Genomic DNA, 22,105 nt, shown 5'->3' with positions numbered 1-22,105 from the left:
TTCCATTTTAATTGTCACCTCTCTGCAGGGGTTTTCAGGTTGTTGTTCGGCTGCACTGAATCAGGTGCTCAGTTAATGTTTCCATTCCCGACTTCATTCTCGTCATTCCCGCCTTCGCGCGAATGACGGGAGTGCATGATCTTCCAGAGCGAAAAAACCTCTTGCTCTCTGACATGGTCATCAGTAGAGCGCAAACTGGTGACTTGAAGGGTGCGGCTGCACGGGCTGAAGCAAAATTTTTCAATCCTGCCTTCTGTTTGCAAACGGGTCCTTTCCAGCCAGCTCCCGTCTGCCGTCAACCCGAACAGAATCAGGCTTTGCGGACACGTACTGGGAACTAAAGCCAGAAGGCAACCTTCCTGATTGAAATCTGCTTTTACGATGGAAAAACCGATGCGTTGATTGACCCACTCAACGGCGGCGGGTTCAGCGAATGGCTGACCGAAAGGTTCAGCAAAAGGCTTACGTTGATAGAGATCAGTGTGGCCAGAAGGATCGTTACAAACAATAGTTTCACCGCTGGGACTGGCTACTACCAGGGACTCAGCGGGAAAGGTTTGTGTCTCGCCCCAGATTCCGGACGCTGCCTTGCGCCAGATCGTTACGCTGCGCCCGCTTCTTCTGATGAATTCACAAGGGTCCACAGAAAAATAAAAATCACCACCGCCACCCTGGGACTCCTCCCGATAAGAGAGTTGCCATTTGTCGTCAGCATCCAATTCCCAGATATTAAAACTTTTTTCGGAGGTGATAATCAGAAGCCGACCATCCTGGCTAAATTCAGGTTTGATAAAGAAATACCGCCTTGGCCAGTCACAGTATTCAATGATTCTCTTTTTTTCACGCCACTGCCCTTGCGGATCACAGGCAAAAATGACGACAAAGAAATAGTCCCGTTCAATGGCACCAAGATCGCTATCATCGCCGGCATCCTCAAACCATGTGGCAAAATGGCGGTTATCCGGGCTGAATTTCACATCGAGATCAAAGCCAAAGTCGCTCACTTTTTCGCCACTGGGCGTTTTTTTCAGATCATCAGCAGGATCTGTAACAACAATGTCGCCCGTTTGTGACCAGGATTTATCCTCTGCCCGACTCATCAAAGTAATGTATGATCCGTCATAAAGCAGAAGATGATTGTTGTCGGCACTGAACAGCAAATGATGATTTTGGCCTGTGTTAATCTTGCCTCTATTGACCCACTGCCCATCAGCCCCCCGACCGAGAATAGCACCGGCTTCCCCATTGTGAATACAGACCAGTGAACTGGCATCAGGTGACAAGTGCATCTCATTCATGTACTTGTTCTGTTCTTGAGGAAAAACCTCACCCGTTGTCAGTTGTTGCTCAACCCACGAATCTTTCTTGCGTTCAAAAACAGACAGTAAATGCTCTTTGCCGGTGTATTGGTGGCTAAGGGGTCCCCTTCGCATAAGACCTCGGGGAACGCGATGCAGGACAAATAAAATATGGTCGGCCCATTGATGACCATAACTGACACGGTCATTGTGTTTGATTTCAGCTTCCCTGACCCATTGACCGTCAGGATCCGGAGTCAGAATATCACTGGAGTTAGCCGCCTTCCTCTCAATGATAATGGGAATATGATCACGCAGATGATGGTGATAATGAACATCCAGGCTGCCAATGGGTATAAAGGTCAATGCGGCCCCATCAAGAATCTGCTGGCGCAAATGGCTGGCATAACAGGAGTAATAGGCCGGGCCCAGTTGCGCAGGGAAGTGGCGGTCAGAAAATATGGGCAATGTTCTGAGATACTCAAGGAGCAAATGACTGGACTGAATGATTGCCCGGCACGAAGACTGCCTTTGCCTGGTCAGGGAGAGAAAGTAATGGACCTCATCCAGGCCGCATGACCTCAGACGATGGCCCATTGTTGGCGATGTTTGCCCAAAATGATTGATATCGTTGATGGATAAATAGCTGGCGATTCTGTTGAACACTTCCCCGGGCAAGCTAACCAGTCGGCTATCGGAGCAAGTCGTAGCAGTTGCTGAAACCGTTGCGGATACGGTTCTCGTCTTGTCAGGCATCTTGGCCGGAGTTGACCATGGACTGAGTTTGGGAATGACATCAGAGACCTCTGCAATGTTTGACGCTACATCCTGCTTTGCTCTGTTGGCTGGTGGCTCACTATCTGGAAAAGGAGTGTTGCTTTTCTCATTAATCCGAACATCCATCGTAAACTTCTTTCCTGTCATCTAAAGGACTGCATTGAAATTGTCTGGTTAGGTACTTATGACCTTCAGAAAGGAGAAAAGTTCTATTTGGATGGTTACCCGTAACCAGTGGAAGAAATCGGTAATGGTTGTCAACTCATCGGATTTCAGTACCAGAACATTACTGGACTGGTCTGAATAGTCACCCTGCCCTGTGAAGGCCAATTCATCGGGCATGATCTACCAGAGCGAATAAAACTCTTGCGCTTTAACACCGCCAGCGGCAGGGCGTAAACTGGTGACCTGGAGAGTGCGGCTGCACGGGTTGAAACATCAAGTTCTGGGGCAGCTTTCTCTTCACATGAATGCCGTGTAGATTGAGAGCCTTGAAAATTCATAGGATGTAATAAGAACCTTTGTATTTGATAAGCAGGGGAGTAATTTTCTTTAACAACTTCATATCGGACTGCTGTCAGATATCAGGGGTTCTGTTATCACAGACGCATGAATCACTGCTGGATAGTTGGATTTGAGTGTCCGGATTTGAGTGTCCATTAAAACGGAAGAGATTGTTTTTTTATGCCTATACTATTGCCTGTCCGAAAATTATCAGGCTCCTGGGATCAGGCAATTCTGAGTTTTTTTATCTAGAATGGTGCTTTTATCTCTTGGAGCTTAGTTATTTGTAATGAAGAATATGTGCTGCGCCTTTGTTGCTGTCGGCGTTTTTTTGTCAGTTATTAGTCAGGCTGCAGTTCCTTATGCTTCATTATTGGTCTCTGGCAATGGTGTCGATGAAATTCTTTCCTCTTTTTTATCTGACCCTATTCGTTTACCTAAGTCTGGGATTGTTCTGCTGTCTCTGTTAAAGAAGGGAAAAAAAGGTTCAATCACTTCGCCTTTTTCTGAAGGGGAAGGGTTACAGCCAGATAAAGGAACGGTGTTTACTGGCTATTCATTCGAATTAAACCGTTATGGCAACGAAAACAAGGAGCAATCTAAAACTGACGGTAAATCTCCGCCACCGCAGCAAGAGCAACAAAGTAAAAAACAAAGTACGAAAGAGCAGGGCAGTTCTGGCTCTTCGGGTTCATCAGGCTCTGGTGCAGCGTCAGCATCGGCTTCCGGTAATGATAAGAGTCATGCCAGGCATCTTGAAAAACTGAAAGAAATTCTTAAGGCTGCTGAAAAGTCATTGAAAACAGTAGATCAGAAAAAAAATATTGATGACTTTAATGCAGAATTGGAAAAATTGTATGAGGCAAACCCCGATATTTTGGCAGAAAAAGGAGCTCTGGAAAACAAACAACACCGTGGTAAAGCGATTCTAAGGGTACTTCAGCTTTACTTTCCTGGAAAGCTGGAAAGAGGTGAAATGATACATGTTTTACTTGACTATCCAGGGCTTAGGATATTTCCAATACATATAATCAAATTATTTGCCAAAGTTCTGTTACCTCAAATTGAGTTACCCGAAGGTCTGCCCGATCACGAGCTTGTTTACAGGCTTGAGGAAGCAGCTAATCTGGATATGAGAAAACTCATGCATGCTTACCTTGGCTCCTATCATTGTCTTCATCAGCTACTTGCATTGTTTATAACCCAGCTGCCATTAATGACAGCAGAAGAAACAAAAAATTATATTTTTCAGGATAAATCAGGTCACGTCAGTGTTGTTTCTATCAGGAGGAATGGCAAAGGACATTATCGGTTTTTTTTTGTTGATAGTCTAAGAACTTTTAAGCGCTACCCAGAACAAACTTATTCACCCATGTCGCACCTTGTCGGTTTAGTGCTGACACTGGCGATAAAATATCACGGCTTCACTGATTCCCGGTTTTTCTTTCTGCCTGGACGTCAAGTCAATGACTTTGGTTGTGAGTCATTTATGTTGCACGATCTGAAAACATTGTTGGAATCCCCTATGTTGCCTCAAAGCGGTTATTATGTGGACAAAGAACCCCTTAATGAAGACACCATGATGACGTTTTTTTTGCAGATAATGTATTTAGAGGGGGCCGAACAACTGGGGCGATTGGTAGTCAATGGGGAGGCTAAGGACTTTATCAAAGCAGCAGACAAACCTGCCTTTAATGCGCAAGACCTGGACTTCTTTATTGCTATGGCGATCGGAACCTGGAAGGAATCAGGGCTGGAACAAGATTTGGTTAATTTGTATCAGTTGCGCCAGTTTCCTCTGAGGTTTGCACATCTGACCCAGGGACAGAGGAATCTAAAACGGTTGCTGGATGAATTCCCTGAAGAAAGCCAAGAGGAGGTGAATCAGGTGATCGATGAAACTCGGGGTTTGTTAACCGTCAATGATGGAGCCTGCCATAACGTGAACCTGGCTGCTACTCTGCTGTGGATGAAAATGAATATTGATTTGCTGGATATGAACGGCCACGGTCAGGAAAAATAAATCTGTTCGGACGCTATCCCTGCAACTGCTTCAGCAGAGGCAGGCGCTGTTGGTGAAACGGGACCAGAAGCTCGCCGCCCTTGAACACCAGCTGGCCTGGTTTAAACAACAGTTGTCTGGTGAAAATCTGAAAAGTCATCCCGCCCTGCGAAAGCCAGTTCATCGGGCATGATCTTCCAGAGCGAATAAAACTCTCGCCTTTTGGGGCAGCTGTCAGGGCGCAAAGTGTAGACTTGAATGGAGCGGCTGCACGAGCTGAAGCAAAATTTGTAAATCCTGCCTTCTGTTTGCAAACGGGCCCTTTCCAGCCAGCTCCCGTCTGCCGTCAACCCGAATAGAATCAGACTGCGCGTATCCGTCCCGGGAACCACAGCCAGAAGGCAACCTTCCTGATTGAAATCTGCCTTTTTGATGGAAAACCCGATGCGTTGATTGACCCACTGAACGGCGGCGGGTTCACCGAATGGCTGATCGAAAGATTCAGCAAAAGGCTGACGTTGATAGAGATCAGTGTGTCCGGCAGGATCGTTACAAACAATGGTTTCACCGCTGGGACTGGTTACTAAAAGGGACTCAGCCGAAAATGTTTGTGTCTCGCCCCAGATTCCGGACGCTGCCTTGCGCCAGATCGTTACGCTTTGCTCGCTTTTTCTGATGAATTCACAAGGGTCCACAGAAAATTGAATTTCACCACCGCCGTCTTCGGGCTCCTCCCGTTTAGATTGCTGCCACTGGTCGTCAGTTAATTCCCAGATATCAATACTTTCCTCGGTGGTGATAATCAGAAGCCGACCATCGGGGCTAAATTCAGGTTTAAGCTGGAAATATCGGGTTGGCTGGTCACAGTATTCAATGATTCTCTGTTTTTCACGCCACTGCCCTTGAGGGTCAAAGGCAAAAATGACGACAAAGAAATAATCCCGTTCAATATCACCGTGATGGGAATCATTGCCGGCATCCTCAAACCATGTGGCAAAATGGCGGTTATCCGGACTGAATACCACATGAAGATCAAACTCAAAATCGCTCACTTTTTCGCCACTGGGCATTTCTTTCAGATCATCAGCAGGATCTTTAACAGTAATGTGACCCGTGTTTGACCAGGATCCATCGTCTGCCTTGCTCATCAGCCTGATGCGTGAGTTATTACCATAAAGCACAAGATGATTGCTGTCGGCACTGAATAGCCGATGAAAAAGACGTGTATTAATGTTGCCTTTATTGATCCACTGTCCATCTGCACCCCGACCCAGAATAGCTACAGCTCGCCACTGGTTAATACAGACCAGTGTCCTGGCATCAGGTGACAGGTGCATGATATCGATATCCTGATATTTACATTTAGGAAAAACCTCATCCGCTGTCAGTTGTTGCTCAACCCACGTATCGTTCTTGCGTTCATAAACGGACAGACAATGCTCTTTGCCGTTGCATTGGTAGCTTAAAGGTCCAGATCGTATAAGAGTTCGTGGAAAGGGTTGCCGGACAAATAAAATATGGTCGGTCTGCTGATGCCCAAAACTGACATGGTCGTCGTGTTTGATTTCAGCTTCCCTGACCCAATGGCCACCAGGGTCCAGGGCCAGAATATCGCTGTAGTTCTCCGCCTTTTTCTCAATGATGATGGGAATATGATCACGCAGATGATGTTTAAGGCTATGAATATTTATGCTGTCAGTGGGTATAAGGGTCAGTGTGACCCCATCAAGAATCTGCTGGCGCAAATGGCTGGCATAAAAGGAGTAAAAGGCCGGGCCCTGTTGCGCAGGGAAATGACAAACAGAAAATATGGACAATGTCCTGAGGTACTCAAGGAGTAAATGACTGGACTGAATGATTGCCCGGCACTCAGTCTGCCTTTGTCTGGTCAAGGAGAGGAAGTGATGGACCTCTTCCAGACCGCATGACCTCAGACGATCGCCCATTGTCGGCGATGTTTGCCCGAAATGATTGATATCTTCGATGGCTAAATAGCTGGCGATTTTCTCGAGCACTTCCAGAGGCAAGCTGGCCCACTGGCGGTCGAAACAAGTCATAGCCGTTGCTGAATCCGTTGCGGATACGGTTCTCGTCTTGTCTGGTATCCTGACCGGAGTTGACCATGGACAGAGTTTGGGAACGACATCAGAGACCTCTGCAATGTTTGACGGTGTATCTTGCTTTGCTCTGTTGGCTGTCGCGTGACTGTCAGGAAAGGGGGCGTTTATTTTTCCACCAATCAGACCATCCATAGTTAACCTCTCTGCTGTCTGTCTTGAAATTGTTTAATGATATGACCTTCAGACAGGAGAAAAGTTCTATTTGGATGGTTACCCGAAAACATTCAGGGAAATGACTGATCTTGAAAAACGTATCACGGTCAAACGCTTATCAACTATCCAATGACTCATAAATCGAATTTAAATTCACGTTGCTCAAAAACTCTTCGAGAATGGTTGTCATATCCCAGGATTTGAGTATCAGAGCATTATTGGTATTTTGTGCCCGCATTAAGTAGGCATCCTTAACAGACTTCTGAAACAAAAAAGAGCTGTTAATATTACACATCATGGCAAACAGCGTCTCAGGTGAAGATGGATCATGAGCGCCATAGTAGTCGTCATTCTCAGATCCCACGACGCTGGCATCGCCCCAACAAAAATTTAAACAACCGCCTTTCGAGTGTGTCACTTGATACAGGTAATAAGTGAAGGCTTGCAGAATTGCGCTCATGCATTTGTTTTTTAAATCATCCAAATGCTGTTGGACCTCTGACTGCACCTCAATGGACTCTGGTCTCATTTTTTTCAACGACTGCTGCAGTTTAGGGCTGTTCTTAACTTTTCGTTGAAACAGGACATCGGTCATTTTATTAATCTCTGTACTGTACCAGTCAGGTTGCCCCAGGATAATCACCGGACGGTGGTTATTCTTGCCTGAGGATAACTCTACAAACGCAGGATGGTGCAATAGCATTCGTTCTATATTCGGAATGCCCCCGGGTTGATCCGTCCAGGCATTCCGTATAGATGAGCTGACAATGTTACCTTCCAGAAATGGCGAAAAACCATCATGAGAATCAGTGATGAAAAAGATACTGCCTTGTTTCTCCCGAAGTCTTTTATGAGCCAGCAGAAACGCCTGACTATTTTTTTCCCTGGACAAAAAATGCTGATACCACTTTTTCAGACAGAGGGCGGCTTCAACCTTCAGTTTATCAATGCCTTCCAGACGCACCAATAGCTCATGATGATTATGGGCCCATACTAAATGGCTTTGTGAGAACGGCACTGGATGCAGCCAATTCAATGCCATGGCTTTACGCGCAAATTGAAGAACCGAAGGCTTGGTCAAGTCACTGCGCTCCAATACAAATACTATTGCAAGCAGCCACTTGTCATGAGTTACCCCGGCCTGCTCAATCAATTTTGAATGGAGTAACTTTAGTGGTTCAGTGACCTTATCTTCATCACTGTTGGACAATATTTGTATGACTGCCTCCGCTATCCATTTAAATGCCTCCTCGTAAGAGCCCAATACTTCTGTTCCCAGTGACTCAATCACTGAGATGCCCATGATAAAGGCGGTTAAATTTTTTTCCTTCCAAAGGTTATTTAATAGTTCGGAAACACTTAGATCGGTTTCTGGCAATACACTGTTTGTCTCAAGGGCCTTTTTCAGTTCCTCAAGGTTTATGCCACAGGCTTTGGCCAGAGTTTGCAGTTGTGCTGAATCAGCCCGTTTCAGGAGATTCACAATCTGCTTTAATGCAGTGCTGGAACTACGAAACTTACTGTGGGGCTGGAAGGCAGGTTTGATTTCTGTTCGCTCTGCAGGTGCCCCGCCCAAATCCACGGGCTTCCAGGTTTGGCCGTCATCCCCGGAGTACTCGGCAAATCTATGGATGCGGTTAACAATTTGTCGGCATGGAATCCCGAAATAACGACAAAAAGCAATAAAAACAGGCACACGATGGCGACAGCTGCCTTGCCGCTGTGTTACGAGAAATTCAAAGAAATTCTTACCAGGCTCTGGTGCAGCCTTACCGGAAAACTGTTGACAATAGTCTTTTATCGCCTCAATGCGTTGCTCCGTGTTTTTAGCGTCTTTTATTGTCTCCAAAAGCACCTTTACTTCAGATGTTTGTTCGCCAGTGGTCTTAAACAATTTGACCAGTACTGTTTTCATACCTTCTGAACAACTCTGGTCAAAAAGTATTGATCGTTCTGGTCGGGCGCCTTTAGTCGGTGTTTTTTTGCCGGGTTCTACGACATAAGCCACTTGAATACTCTGGTTGGCTTTTGCCTCTGGAATAGTCAATGAGTGAAGCCCGGTGTATCGGTCCCTGATCAGGGTGAATGGCAAATCGGGCTCGATACGGAGGGCCACGATGTAATCGTCAGGCGTCAGGCTGGGCAATGCATATTGACCATTCACCGGTGACACCTTCAGGGTCGCCAGCGTTTGATTGCTGGCTAATCTCACTTCCTGGCCTTGCCCCGGCAATCGCTCAGGCATCAGGGCTTCGACCCTCTGAATGTGTTTATCACTGATCTCGATCAGTTTGATGTCACCCTCAGGAGTCACATAAATATCCTTTGCCCACCAGCGATACATCCGGGAAGAGGGCGTCTGCGTATTAAAAACTTTATAGTCTTCAACGACAGGCTTCTTCTGGTTCTCATAGTTTGTGCTCCAGTCCAATATCTCAGACTGTTTCTCGAAGGCTTGTGGGTTGTATTTTTCAGAATCGTCAGCCCGATGGTCCGGTTGAGCGCTTATCTGATGCCAGAACGCAGGCCACCATTGAACGGCATTGGAATTCCAGGTGCTTATCTGCTGGTCAGCCTCCTGAAGATAAGATTGGTTAGCTGGCATTTTCAGTGTTTGTTTCTCTTCTTTCGTCAGGGGAAATACACTATTGGCGTCCACGCCCGAGCCACCAAACTGACGATCAAACCAGCTTTTCTGCCAGTATCGGTACAGTGCCCGGGTGAGAATATCGTTTGACTGGTCCGGCTTCAGGGGAAGACCGGATGCCCGCCATTCTGCCTGAGCCACCCTCCGGATGATTTCCGTTTTGACTTTCTTTTCATGCAGATGAGTGTTGATACAAATTTCATGTTTTTTTTCATCAATACTGTTGCGGTTACTGTGTCGTATCAACCACGGGCGATTAATGCGCGGTACTGTCTGGTTGAACCAATCGCACAGTTCAGGATCAAGCGCTCCTTCATCCATGGCAAGAGTCGATGATTCAGGCAGTTGCTCCAGTGACAGGTCGGCGGCCATCAGATAAAGTCGGTAGTGCTGATCGAAGCATTGATGAAGTCTTTTTTCGCTAAAGTCGCTCCTTTTCATAACAGCCCTGGCGACCTCCTGTAAATCAAGGCTGGTGGGCTGTAACGGCAGGTTTTTTCGTTGCAGGTCAGCCCTCAATCGACAATGTAGCTGAGTCAGCTTTTTAGCCGCGAATTTCCCCTCCGTGGTCTCTGGCAACACTTTTTCGGCAATGGTCTGCAATTCGGTCTGGTTATACCGGCGGATCGGCAAATGTCTGAAACGTCCTTTCAGCGCCGGTGATAAGGGTTTTCGCCCACTGTACTCAGGCGGGTTGATGGTGGCGAACAGATGGAAACCCGGATGGCTGTCACCGGCCAGTATATCGTTTAACTCACCTTCAAGATGCTGGCTGTCGATCAGATTCATTTCCGAAATCACCACGATGCCACCGTCGACTTTTGCCTTCTGGATCGCTTCACACACTTTGTCCCAGGAACAATCACAGGCATTCAGGAGAAAGACTTCCGGCATGGATTCTCCCCGTTGCTCAGCCTGCTGTCTGACACTTGCAATCATCAGGTTCAGCGTGACATCCTTACCCCGTCCAGCCGGGCCTTCAATCAGCGTTGCCTGACGACCGCCGTGTTTTCTGCCGAGATGATAAGCCTGCTGACAGCGGCTTAAATCCTGCCCAAGCCGCTGCACCAGCTCAATGACTGCCGATCCGGAGGTATCAAACTCAGGTCGGTTTTTTTCGGTGAATTGCATGAAGGGCTGCTGTATATCCTTCAGGTTCTGTGTACGAACTTTGTCGCGCAGGGTGTTGTCCGGGTGGTAGCGGGCAGCAAACCAGATCTCCAGTGCTGACAGGGCATCCTGATGAGTTTCGCTGATTTCGCTACCCAGTACATCCCGGAAACTTTGTTGGATCAAACTGTTCACTTGCTCACAGCTAACACTGTCTCCTGTGGATAACGCACGATCCAGATACCAGCCCACCCAACTGCAGATATCCGTTAAATCTCTGGGGGTGAACTCATGTTCGGGCAATAGTTCCGGATAATATTGCCAGAGTGCCATCACACTCTTGGTGGCACTGTGTGCAATGTCGTTTATTTGATGCCGTTGTAACTGATTGATCAGAGCCGGTTCCACCACTCTGTCCCGGAGGAAAGCCTGGTCTAAGCGTGGGTAGTAAGTTCTGGGCAATTTCTCTTTCAGGGCCGGGTCGAGACGACGTCCGGCGTAATGATCCGGGTTACCAGTGAGAATCACCCGGTGTTTTGTGCTGACCGGAACAGGATGACCGTTCACATAGATGCAGGGTTCCGGTTCCCACAAGCCATTCAATGACGCCAGTAATCCGGTTTTGGCGAGGTTGGCTTCATCCAGAACCAGTGTGACATAGCCTCCGTCTTTGTCGGATTCGGTATTGGCCCATTCCATCAACGCCCGGTTTTGCTCCGCCATAGAGCGGTCGCCATCGTCGTGTTCTTGCCACTGCCAGCGTTTCATCAGGGTCTGTTCGCTATCAGTAGGTCCAAGGGACAACACCGAAGCCTGCCCTGAAGCCTTCGCCATTGTGGCAGAAAAGTAACTTTTCCCAGTGCCGGTTTCTCCCTCAAGGAAGATAACGGGAGAGTCCGTAAGCCGGTCATGGAGTCGGGATAAACGACGACTTTCACGATCCTTCTGACTCATCTCGCCGTGATAAAGATCCCGGGCCAGTGCTGACAGAGACCTATCGGTGGAGCCCGACCATTTCAGTGATTCAGACAGTTGATGTTTTATGCGTTCAATGCCTGCTGCCTCGGAATTTGTTGTTCTGGCAATGTGAAAACAATCGCTGGCCAGTGCGTGAATGGCATCGGATCGGGTTTGTCCTGATGGCAAAGGCAATTGCCAACCGGAAGCCAGTGCATCTTGCAAACGTTTGATCTGTCTTGCTGGCCTGATGGCTAACGGTTGATATTGCTCCGCTGCCTCCGGATCGACTTGCAACTGATGTGCCATTGCCTCTCGAAGGTGTTCAGGCACATGGGCAACGATCATGGCACAGAGCCTGTCCAGAGCGTCATTATTTTCCTGTCGAAATGGACTTTCATAGGACAGTTGTAATTCTCCATTAAATACTGCCGGGTCAAAGGCTCTGGCCAGTTGCCAGAAGTTGTGCTCCACAAATTCTCTATTCAGCCGCAGAGTATTGCTAATGATGTCATTTAAGTGATCCGGGTCTACCGAGGCGGTTTGATCCTCAGTTGGCGTTTTATCCGGTAACAAGTGCCAGCAAGCCACTTTCATAAAATCACGCACGGACGGATGTTGCCGGGTGCCATGGGTGATGACGCTGTCGATGGCCTTGCGCCAGTGGCGGGGCAGGAGTTGCAGGGAGCGGTCAACCTGCTGTGCTCGCCGGGCAGCCAGTATCAGGTTACTCAACAGGCCTTCGGTCATTTCCGGCAGAGGGTTACACAGGTGGGCCGGTACGGTTTCAAAGGCTTCGTAAAGTGAGTGCAGAGCCTGTTCAGGCAGTTCAGCGCGGGAGATACCATATTTGAGGGCATTGATATCCCAGAGATTGATCTGAGGACAAGGGTTTCCCCTGGTAATTATCGAACGCAATACTGAAGAGGCACTCTTCGCGGACTCAGGCCAGAGCAGAGTGACATTAGCCTGTGGGTAAGCCTGTAATTGGCCATTGACCAATAGAGGTTGCCCAAGCATCAGGGATTCCAGAAGCTGCTGAAGCTTTGGGTTAGTTTCGAGTCCCCGGAATACCAACGGCTTGCCAGCGCTTAATGCCTTCTGCAAGTCACTCTGATGTCGTCCAAAATGAGCCTTTTGTTCCGAGGCGATATAGATATTATCAAAGAGCTGGCTGAAGCTGGTCTGGTCATTGACCTGAATGACCAGAGGGGCTTCCTGATGACTATTGATCCATTGACTGGCCTGGGCGCGTTGCTGATAACTGACAGCACTGAAGGCAGACTGACCTCTGACATTGAGCAGAGGATGTTCATCCTTTTCTGACACTCCCAGGGCTTTCGGCTGCTGTTTTGAATGAGTTAACTGAAGCCGTGGCTGTATACCTGTCGTCGCGCGAATCGTCTGCAGTGAACCCAGCAAACGAAACCAGAGAGCCTCAGTGAGTGGGGACGTCACTGTAACTGCACCACCTGCCCGAATTTGCTCCAACAGAGAGGTGTTAGGGGCTGCATAACCTCCCGGGGCAATGGCAATCGGGCTCAGCCATTCCGCGATATTACTCTGGTTAATGATGATTGGGTTTGGTGGTGCGTGCTTGTTATCAGGTCCTTTGTCGCCTTGTTTGTCACGAGAGCGGGACAGGCTTTGGAACAGTGAATGAAGCTCGTCATTCTCCACCGGCATCTGATAAAACTGAACATCGTCGGGTAACTGATAGATCTTCCCATTACTCTCGAAACATTGTTGCGCCAGCATCTGTCGAATCGTTTGTTCAAAGGCCAGATCCTGCCAGTTGGCCCCTTTCAGAATCACTCTTTGTCCGGCCCTTAATGACTCAAGCCTGCCGGGGAGGTGCCGGATTCGCCCCTGTTGATCCACTCCGGGGCCGCCCAGCAGCAACTGTCGCCAGTGACTGTGCAAGTGGCAGTCAATAAGAACAGTATTGTTGTCATCCATAGTGCGTTCGGAGTAGGGGAGTTCAGTCAATACCGGAGGAACTTTGTCGATCTTCATCGATGGATCATTGCCAGTCTTTGCGTCGAACTGCCAGGTATTTTCCGGTCGATTAACTCGCCGCCAGAAATCAGCCCCAGGTGCGTCGCTCCCCGTTGCCTCGTCAAGCCCGCCAAAGGATACCAGCTGGGCAGGGGCTGCCAGGACCAATAGAGAAACATGCTCGCCCAGAGGGCGTTTCTTCTGGCTGACCTGGTCGTATAGACAGGGATTATCCGGGTCCAGCAGATCATTAAACTTTGGCAGTTCATCACTGGTGAGTTTTCGGATATCTATCACCAGGGTCAGTGGCTTTGAACCTTCAAAAAGCTTGCCTGAGCGCAGAGTGTGGCGACCATCGGCGGCAATGCTCAAACGGCTCACCAGATTAGCCTGTGAAAGGTCATCGGGATGGGAAATAAGGGTGACATCCCGATATTCATCGCCGGTCTGGGCAACTAAAAGTCGGCGAACTTCATCATCACTGTCGACAAAACGAAAATCGAAGGAATGAGTCGCCTTTTGGCGCGAGGAATCCGTTGAGGAGACGGTTCTCTTTTTGTCAGGCATCCTCTGTGAAGATGGCGACTTCTTCAGTTTGGGCCTGACTTCAGTGCAGATTCCTACATCATTATTTGCCTCTGATGATAAATCCAGCTTTGCTAACTTGGCTGCACAGTCACTATAAAGAGAGTTATCATCAAGGGCGTGTTTGTTTGTAGCTGGACCAATCCGGCCATCCATAGTCAGACTCTCCTGTTATCTGAAAGGGCTGCATTAAAATTGCTTAATGATTCGACCTTCAGACAGGAGGAAAGTTCAATTTGGTTTAGAAGTCACCAAACTTGAAAAAATTCATCATAATCAGACTCTAATGCCGTATCCAGTGAGTCATAAAGCGAATTCAAATTCACGCTGTTCACAAACTCTTCGGCAATTTTTGTCAGCTCATTGTTTTTGAGAATCAGAGCGTCACTGGCGTTATGTGCATGTCTTAAGTAGTCATCCTTAATAGCTTCCTGCGACCAGTCAGAGCTCCCGATTAAAGACATCATGGCATATAGCTCTCCCGGTGAGGATGGATCATGAGCGCCAAAGCTGCGATCATTTTCCCTCCAGTCGCGAGGATAGGCCCAACAATAGGTTAAGCTCCCACCGTTCGAATGTGTCATTCCATACAAGTAATGAATAAAGGCCTGTTGAATCGCTTTCTTGCATTCTTTTTTATAGCGAGACACCAGAAGTTTTTCCCTGGATGTGACCTCATTGGACTTCAGGAAGGATTGGTACTTGCTGTTGATATCAAGCTTTTCTTTCCTGCTATCCGTTGCCCTGAAAGCATTACGGTATCGTTTTATCATTGCCTCATATTGATTGACCTTTTCAAATATCTGCTTAAAGTCCGGGCTGTTCTCAAGTTTCCGTTGAAACAGGGCTTCGGCCTTTTCATTAATCACTTTGTTCCTCGGGGAGATTTGTCCCAGAATAATAACCGGACGGTGGTTCCCCTTACCCGAGTTTGACTGCAAAAAGGCAGGTTGTTGCAACAATATTCGTTCTATATTCGGAACGCCCTCTGGTTTGTCCGTCCAGGCAATCTCTACGCATGGACTGGCAATTTTATTTTTAAGGAATGGCGAATGCCCGTCATGATGATGAGTGATGAAGAGAGTGTTCTCTTTACTCTTTTGGAAGCTTTCATAATCCTGCTGCCATTGCTGGTTATTTTTTTCCCTGGACATCAATACCCCATACCACTTTTTCAGGCAATGAGCGGCTTTAATGTTCAGTCCTTCGACACTTTCCAGACGCACCAATAGTTCATGATGTACAGAGGCCTCTATAAGCTCTGTTTTATAGGTCAGCACTGGATCCAGCCAACCCGATTCCAGGGCTTCACGGGCAAAGTGAATGATTGCAGGACGGGTCAAATCACTGTTTGCCAGTACGTCCGCTATTGAACACAACCACTGTTCAGGAGGTGTTCCGACCTGATCGATCATTTTTGAATGGAGTGACTTGAGTTGTTCACTGACCTGATCTTCATCACTGCTGGACAATATTATTTTGAGAGCCTCCGCCATCGGTTTATATTGACTTCCGTATTCAAACACTTTACCGACCAATGCTTTCTCGTCTTCGCCGAATGCTTCTGTCTCCAGCGACTGAAGCATTGAGGCGCCAATGGAAAATCTGGTTAAATCTCTTGCCTCCCAAAGGTGCTTCACTATTTCGAAAGTACCTGGAATTTTTTCTGGCAATGCACTGCCTGTCTCAAGGGTTTTGTTCAGTTCCTCAAGGCTCATACCAGAGGCTTCAGCCAGAATTTGCTGTTGTGCTAAATCAGCATCTTTCATGACATTTTTCAGGAGAACCCTGGCCTGCCTTGACTCATTACCAGAGCAACGGACCCTGTTGACAGGCTGGAACTGAGGTAAGATTTCAGTTAACTTGCCAGATTTTCCGCCCAAGTCCACTGTCTCCCAGGTTTGGCCTCTATCCGGGGAACACTCGGCAAAGGCGTGGACAGGGTTATTGATTTGCCGACATGGAATGCCAAAATAGCGACAAAAAGCAACAAATACAGACGAACGATGTGTACAGTTACCTTGCCGCTGTGTTACGAGGAAATGAAAGAAATTTTTATTGTGCTCTGGCAAAGCATCACAGGAAAATCCTCGGCAATAGTTCTCGATCGCCTCAATGCGTTGCATCGTGCTTTTAGCGTTTTTTATTCTCTGCAAAGGCACCTGTACTTCGGTTGGTTGTTGCTCAATGTTATCAAGCACTCCCTTCAGTACTGTTTTCATAGTTTCTGAACAGCGGACGTCAAAACGTGTTGAATGGGCTGGTCGGAAGTCTTCAGCAGGTGTTTTTTTGCCCGTTTGTCCGGACTCTACGACATAAGTAAATTCAATACTCTGGTTGGCTCCGGAGTTTGGAATAAACACTGTGTGAAACCCGGTATAGCAATCCCTGAACAGGGTAAACGACGAATGGGGTTCTGTACGCAGGGCCAGGATACAGTCGTCAGGCGCCAGGCTTGGCAATGGGTATTGACCATTGTTTGATGTCATCTTAATGGTTGCCAGCGTCTGGTTGCTGGCTAATGTCACTTCCTGGTCACGTTGTGGTAACCGGTCTGGTATGAGAACTTCGACCCCCTGCATGTGTTGATCACTAATATTGATCCATTTGACATCGCCTTGAGCAGACACATAAACATCCCATGCGCACCAGCGATCCATCCGGGAAGAAGGGTTCTGCGTAAGAAAAACTATATGCTCTTTGAAGTGTGGCTCCTCCTGGTTATCGTAGTCCGTGCTCCGTTCCAATGTCTTAGCCTGTTCCTCGTAGGCTTCTGCAATGTATTTTTCAGGCGCCTTATCAGCGTAAACAGTCAACGTCTGGTCAACAGGTTGTGACTCATGGTTTTTTCTCTGATCCAGTGGCGAAGCCTGTTTCTCGTGGACTTCTGGCTTGTCTTGTTCAGGCGCCTTATCAGCGTAAGCAGTCAACGTCTGGTCAACAGGTTGTGACTTATGGTTTTTTCTCTGATCCAATGGCGAAGCCTGTTTCTCGTCGACTTTGATAAAATCGTCTACCAGATGGTTCGGCAGATCATTGATCTGATGCCAGAACGCAGGCCGCCATTGGACTTCACCGGCTTTCCACGCCCTTATCTGCTGATCAGCGGCCTGAAGATAAGGCTGGTTAGCTGACATTTTCAGCGTTTGTTGCTGTTCTTCCGTCAGGGGAAATACGCTGTTAGCGTCCACGTTCGTCCGGCCAAAATGATTGCTAAACCAGCTTTGCTGCCAGTGTCGGTAGAGTGCCCCGGTGAGAATATCGTCCGAATTCAGGGGAAGGCCTGATGACTGCCACTTTGCCTGAGCCATGCTCTTGATGAGTTCCGTTCTGGCTTCCTTTTCATCCCGCTGAGTGTTAACAAGGATTTCATGTTTTTTTTCATTAACACTGTTGAGATGACTGCCTCGTATCAACCACGGACGATCAATGCCCGATACCGTTTCATTGAACCAACGGCAGAGTCCGGAATCAAATTCACTTTTCCCCATGGCAAGAGCTGAAGACTTGGGCAGTTTCTCCAGCGTTATGTTGGCAGCCATCAGATAAAGTCGGTAGTGTCGATTGAGACATTGATGAACGGCTTTTTCGCTAAAATCACCACCACTGGTGATAGCCATGGCAACATTCTGTAAATCAAGGCTGGTGGGCTGCAACGGCAGTTTTTTGTGTTGCAGGTGAGCTCTTAGACGACAATGCTTTTCTGTTAGCATTTTAGCGGCGAATGTCCCTTCTGAGGACTCTGGCAACACTTTTTCGGCAATGGTCTGCAATTCGGTCGGGTTATACTGCCGGATGGGCAAATGCCGAAAACGCCCTTTCAGCGCCGGTGATAAGGGTTTTCGCCCGCTATACTCTGGCGGGTTGATAGTAGCAAACAGGTGGAAACCCGGATGAGCATCACCGGCCAGAATACCGTTTAACTCACCTTCCAGATGCTGGCTGTCGATCAGATTCATTTCCGAAATCACCACGATGCCGCCTTCCTCTTTTGCCTTCTGAATCGCTTCACATAGTTTGTCCCAGGAACAATCACAGGCATTCAGGAGATAGACTTCGGGCGTGGACTCTTGCCGTTGCTGAGCCTGCTGTCTGAGACTTTTGATCAGAAGATTCAGCGTAGCATCTTTACCTCGCCCAGCCGGGCCTTCAATCAGTGTTGCCTGACGACCGCCGTGTTTTATCTTGCGATGATAAGCCTGCTGACAGCGACTAAAATCCTGCCCAAGCTGTTGCACCAGTTGACTGACTGCTGATCCGGAGGTATCAAACTCAGGTCGGATTGCTTTGGTTAATGTTTCGAAGGTCTGCTGAATATACGGCAGTGTATGTTTATGAACTTTGTCACGCAGGGAGTTGTCCACTTCGTAACGGGCAGCAAACCAGATTTCCAGTGCCTGCAGGGCATCCTGATGAGTTTCGGTGATTTCAGGACCCAGAAGATCGCGAAAACTTTGCTGGATCAAACCGTTCACTTGCTTGCAGGTAACATTCTCACCTGCGGGCAGCGCACGATCCAGATACCAGCCCACCCAACTGCAGATATCCGTCAAATCCCTGGGGGTAAACTCATGCTCGGGCAAGAGTTCCTGATAATATTGCCACAGTGCCATCACGCTCTCGGTGGTAATGCGTGCGATGTCGTTTATTACAGGCTCTGACAGATGTCGCTGTAACTGATTGACCAGAGCAGGTTCCACCACTCTGTTGCGAAGGAAAGCCTGATCCAGGCGTGGGTAGTAAGCCCTGGGCAATTTCTCTTTCAGGACCGGGTCGAGCTGGCGCCCGGCGTAATGATCCGGGTTACCGGTGAGAATCACCCGGTGTTTTGGGCTGACTTCGACAGGATGACCATTCACGTAAATGCAGGGTTGTGGTTCCCATAAGCCGTTCAATGATGCCAGTAATCCGGTTTTGGTGAGGTTAGCTTCATCCAGAACCAGGGTGACATAGCCTCCATCTTTGTCGGATTTGGTATTGGCCCATTCCATCAATGCCTGGTTTTGCTGCGCCATAGAGCGGTCGCCGTCGGCCTCTTGTTGCCACTGCCAGCGTTTCATCAGGGTCTGTTCGCCGTCAGAAGGTCCAAGGGACAACACCGAAGCCTGCCCTGAAGCCTTCGCCATTTTGGCAGAAAAGTAACTTTTCCCGGTGCCGGTTTCTCCCTGCAGGAATATAACCGGAGAGTCTGTGAGCCGGTCATGGAGTCGGGATAATCGACGACTTTCACGGTCCTTCTGACCTATCTCGCCATGACAAAGATCTTTGGCCAGTGCTGACAGGGGCTTATCAGCGGAACCCTGCCATTTCAGTGATTCAAACAGCCGACTTTCTATGCGTTCAATGCCTTCTGCCTCAGAATTCGCTGTCCTGGCCCTATGAAAACAATCGGTGGCCAGTGTCTGAATAGCATCGGATCGGGTCTGCCCTGGTGACAAAGGTAAATGCCAGCCAGAAGCCAGCGCATCTTGCAAACGTTTAATCTGACCTGTTGGCCTGATGGCTAACGATTGCCAGGGCTTCGCTGCCGACGGTTCGACTTGCAACTGGAACGCTAAAGCGTTTCGCTGTTGCTCAGGCCGACAGGCCACGATGATGGCACAGAGCCTGTCCAGAATTTCTTTTGCATCCCTGTATGGCAATGGATTTTCATAGGACAGTTGCAATCCTTTAATCAATCCAGCGGCCCTGAATACCTCCGGGTTAAAGGCTCTGGCCAGTTGCCACAGGTTTTGCTTCACAAACGCTCTATCCAACTGCGGGGCACTATTGATGACGGCATTTAACCGATCCGGGTCTACCGAGGGAGATTGATCCTTATCCGGTAACAAGTGCCAGCAGGCCACTTTCATAAAATCACGCACGGACGGATTCTGTCGGGTACCATGGGTGATAACACTATTGATGGCCCTGCGCCAGTGGCAGGGCAGCAGTTGTGAGGACTGATCAACCTGCTGTGCTCGCCGGGCAGCCAGTATCAGGTTATTCAATAACCCTTCGGTTATTTCAGGCAGAGGGTTACAAAGGTTGGCAGGTACGGTTTTAAAGGCTTTGTAAAGTTCATTAAGCGCCTGTTCCGGCAGCTCAGACCGGGAGATTTTATGCTTGTCCGCATTGAGATCCCAGAGATCGACCTCAGGACAGGGTTTACCCTTGGCAACCATCGAATTAAATACTGAAGAGGGGCTTTTCACAAGCCCGGGCCAGAGTACGGTGACTTGAGCCTGTGGGTAGGTTTGTAATTGGCCATTCAGCAACAGAGGTTGCCCAATAATCAGGGGTTCCAGAAGCTGCTGAAGTGTTGGATTAGTTTCCAGCCCTCTGAATACCACCGGTTTGCCAGCGGTCAAAGCCTTCTGCAAGTCACTCGGACGTCGTCCAAAATGCGCCTTTTTTTCCGAGGTGATGTGGATATTATCAAACAGCTCGCTGAGGCCGGATTGTTCATTGATCTGAATGACCAGGGGGGCTTGCGGTTGATGACTAATCCAATAACTTGCCTGGGCATGTTGTTGATACGTCACCGTGTTAAAGGCACGGTGATCGCTGACTTTTTCCTGTGGCTCGGGCAGAGGGTATGCATCGTTTTCTTCCAACCCCAGGGCTTTGGGCTGCTGTTTTGAATGAGCCACCTGAAGTCCGGGCTCAAGGCCGGTCGTCTCACGAATCGCCTGCAGTGAGCCCAGCAAACGGAACCAATGTGCCTCAGTGAGTGGAGACGTTACAGTTACGGTACCACCGGCCCGAACCTGTTCCAACAGACAGGTGTTGGGTACTGCATAGCCTTCCGGGGCAATGGCAATCGGGCTCAGCCATTGGGCAATATTACTCTCGTTAATGATGACAGGGTTGCCTGATAAAGAATGGGACAGACTCTGGAACAGTGAATGAAGCTCGTCCTTCCCTACCGGCATCTGATAAAACTGAACATCGTCGGGTAATGGACAGATTTCCCCATTGCTCTCAAAGCACTTCTGCGCCAGCATTTGCCGAATCGTCTGTTCAAAGGCGAGATCCTGCCAGTTGGCGCCTTTCAGAATCACTCTTTGTCCGGCCCTCAATGACTCAAGCCTGCCAGGGAGGTGCTGGATTCGCCCCTGTTGATCCACTCCGGGGCCACCCAGCAGCAACTGTCGCCAGTTGCTGTGCAAGTGACAGTTAATAATAATGGTATTGTCGTTTATAGCACTTTCGGCACTGGTGCATTCAGGCAATAAGGGAGGAACCAAGTCTATCTCTATTGATGGGTTCTTGCCGGTCTGCGCATCGAATTGCCAGGTATTTCCCGGTCGGTTAATTCGTCGCCAGAAATCAGCACCGGGTGCTTCATCGCTCTGGCCAACCGATGCCAGCTGCCCAGGCTCTGCCAGAACCAATAGAGAAACATGCTCGCCCAGAGGGCGTTTCTTCTGGTTGACTTTGTCGTACAGGCGCTATCCGGGTCCAGCAGATCATTAAACTTTGGCAGTTCATCACTGGTGAGTTTTCGGATATCCATCACCAGCGTCAGTGGCCTTGAACCTTCAAAGAGCTTGCCAAAACCCAGAGTGTGGCGACCGTCGGTGGCAATGCTCAACCGGCTCACCAGATTAGCCTGTGAGAGGTCATCGGGATGGGAAATAACGGTGACATCCCGATGTGCATCGTCGGTCTGGGCACTTAAAAGCCGACGAACTTCATCATCACTGTCAACAAAACGAAAATCGAAGGAATGAGTCGCCTTTTGGCGCGAGGAATCCGTCGAGGAGACGGTTCTCTTTTTGTCAGGCATTCTCTGCGAAGATGGCGATCGCTTCAGTTGGGACCTGACTTCAGTGCAGATTCCTGCATTATTATTTGCCTCTGATGATAAATCCAGCTTTGCTAACCTGGCTGAAAAGCCACTATGAAGAGGGTTATCATCAAAGGCGTGTTTGATTGTAGCTGGACCAATCCGACCATCCATAGTCAGTTT

7 protein-coding genes are annotated in these 22,105 nt (G+C 48.6%); 1 reads left to right on the top strand and 6 read right to left on the bottom strand.

Annotated features, from left to right (window positions below):
* Positions 1-68 precede the first annotated feature (68 nt).
* The gene (locus ACOMHB_RS22570) at positions 69-2,222 is read right to left on the bottom strand and encodes a hypothetical protein (protein ID WP_448218301.1); all 2,154 of its coding nucleotides are present in this window, start codon (positions 2,220-2,222) and stop codon (positions 69-71) included.
* Positions 2,223-2,249: 27 nt separating this feature from the next.
* Positions 2,250-2,417, bottom strand: a complete 168-nt coding sequence (locus tag ACOMHB_RS22565; protein ID WP_422138927.1) for a hypothetical protein — start codon at positions 2,415-2,417, stop codon at positions 2,250-2,252.
* A 451-nt stretch (positions 2,418-2,868) separates the two neighbouring features.
* Between ACOMHB_RS22565 and ACOMHB_RS22560 the strand changes: the two genes are divergently transcribed.
* On the top strand, positions 2,869-4,602 hold the full coding sequence (locus tag ACOMHB_RS22560; protein WP_448218300.1) for a hypothetical protein: 1,734 nt from the start codon (positions 2,869-2,871) through the stop codon (positions 4,600-4,602).
* Between the two features lie 101 nt (positions 4,603-4,703).
* Here the strand turns inward: ACOMHB_RS22560 and ACOMHB_RS22555 are convergent, their stop codons facing one another.
* From ACOMHB_RS22555 to ACOMHB_RS22540, 4 genes are all read right to left on the bottom strand, one after another.
* A complete protein-coding gene (locus ACOMHB_RS22555) occupies positions 4,704-6,833 on the bottom strand; it encodes an F-box protein (RefSeq protein WP_448218299.1) in 2,130 nt (709 codons plus the stop codon).
* A gap of 139 nt (positions 6,834-6,972) precedes the next feature.
* Positions 6,973-14,307 carry an AAA family ATPase gene (locus ACOMHB_RS22550; RefSeq protein ID WP_448218298.1) on the bottom strand — a complete coding sequence of 2,445 codons (7,335 nt, stop codon included), beginning with the start codon at positions 14,305-14,307 and terminating at the stop codon, positions 6,973-6,975.
* 92 nt (positions 14,308-14,399) lie between these two features.
* Positions 14,400-20,003, bottom strand: coding sequence for an AAA family ATPase (locus ACOMHB_RS22545; protein ID WP_448218667.1), 5,604 nt, complete (start codon positions 20,001-20,003; stop codon positions 14,400-14,402).
* Positions 20,004-21,388: 1,385 nt separating this feature from the next.
* Positions 21,389-22,096: a hypothetical protein gene (locus ACOMHB_RS22540; RefSeq protein WP_448218297.1), complete on the bottom strand. Its 708-nt coding sequence runs from the start codon at positions 22,094-22,096 to the stop codon at positions 21,389-21,391.
* Between the last annotated feature and the right edge of the window lie 9 nt (positions 22,097-22,105).

It is taken from the genome of Endozoicomonas sp. 2B-B (assembly GCF_053470045.1).
This window is presented reverse-complemented; position numbering and strand designations above follow the sequence as displayed.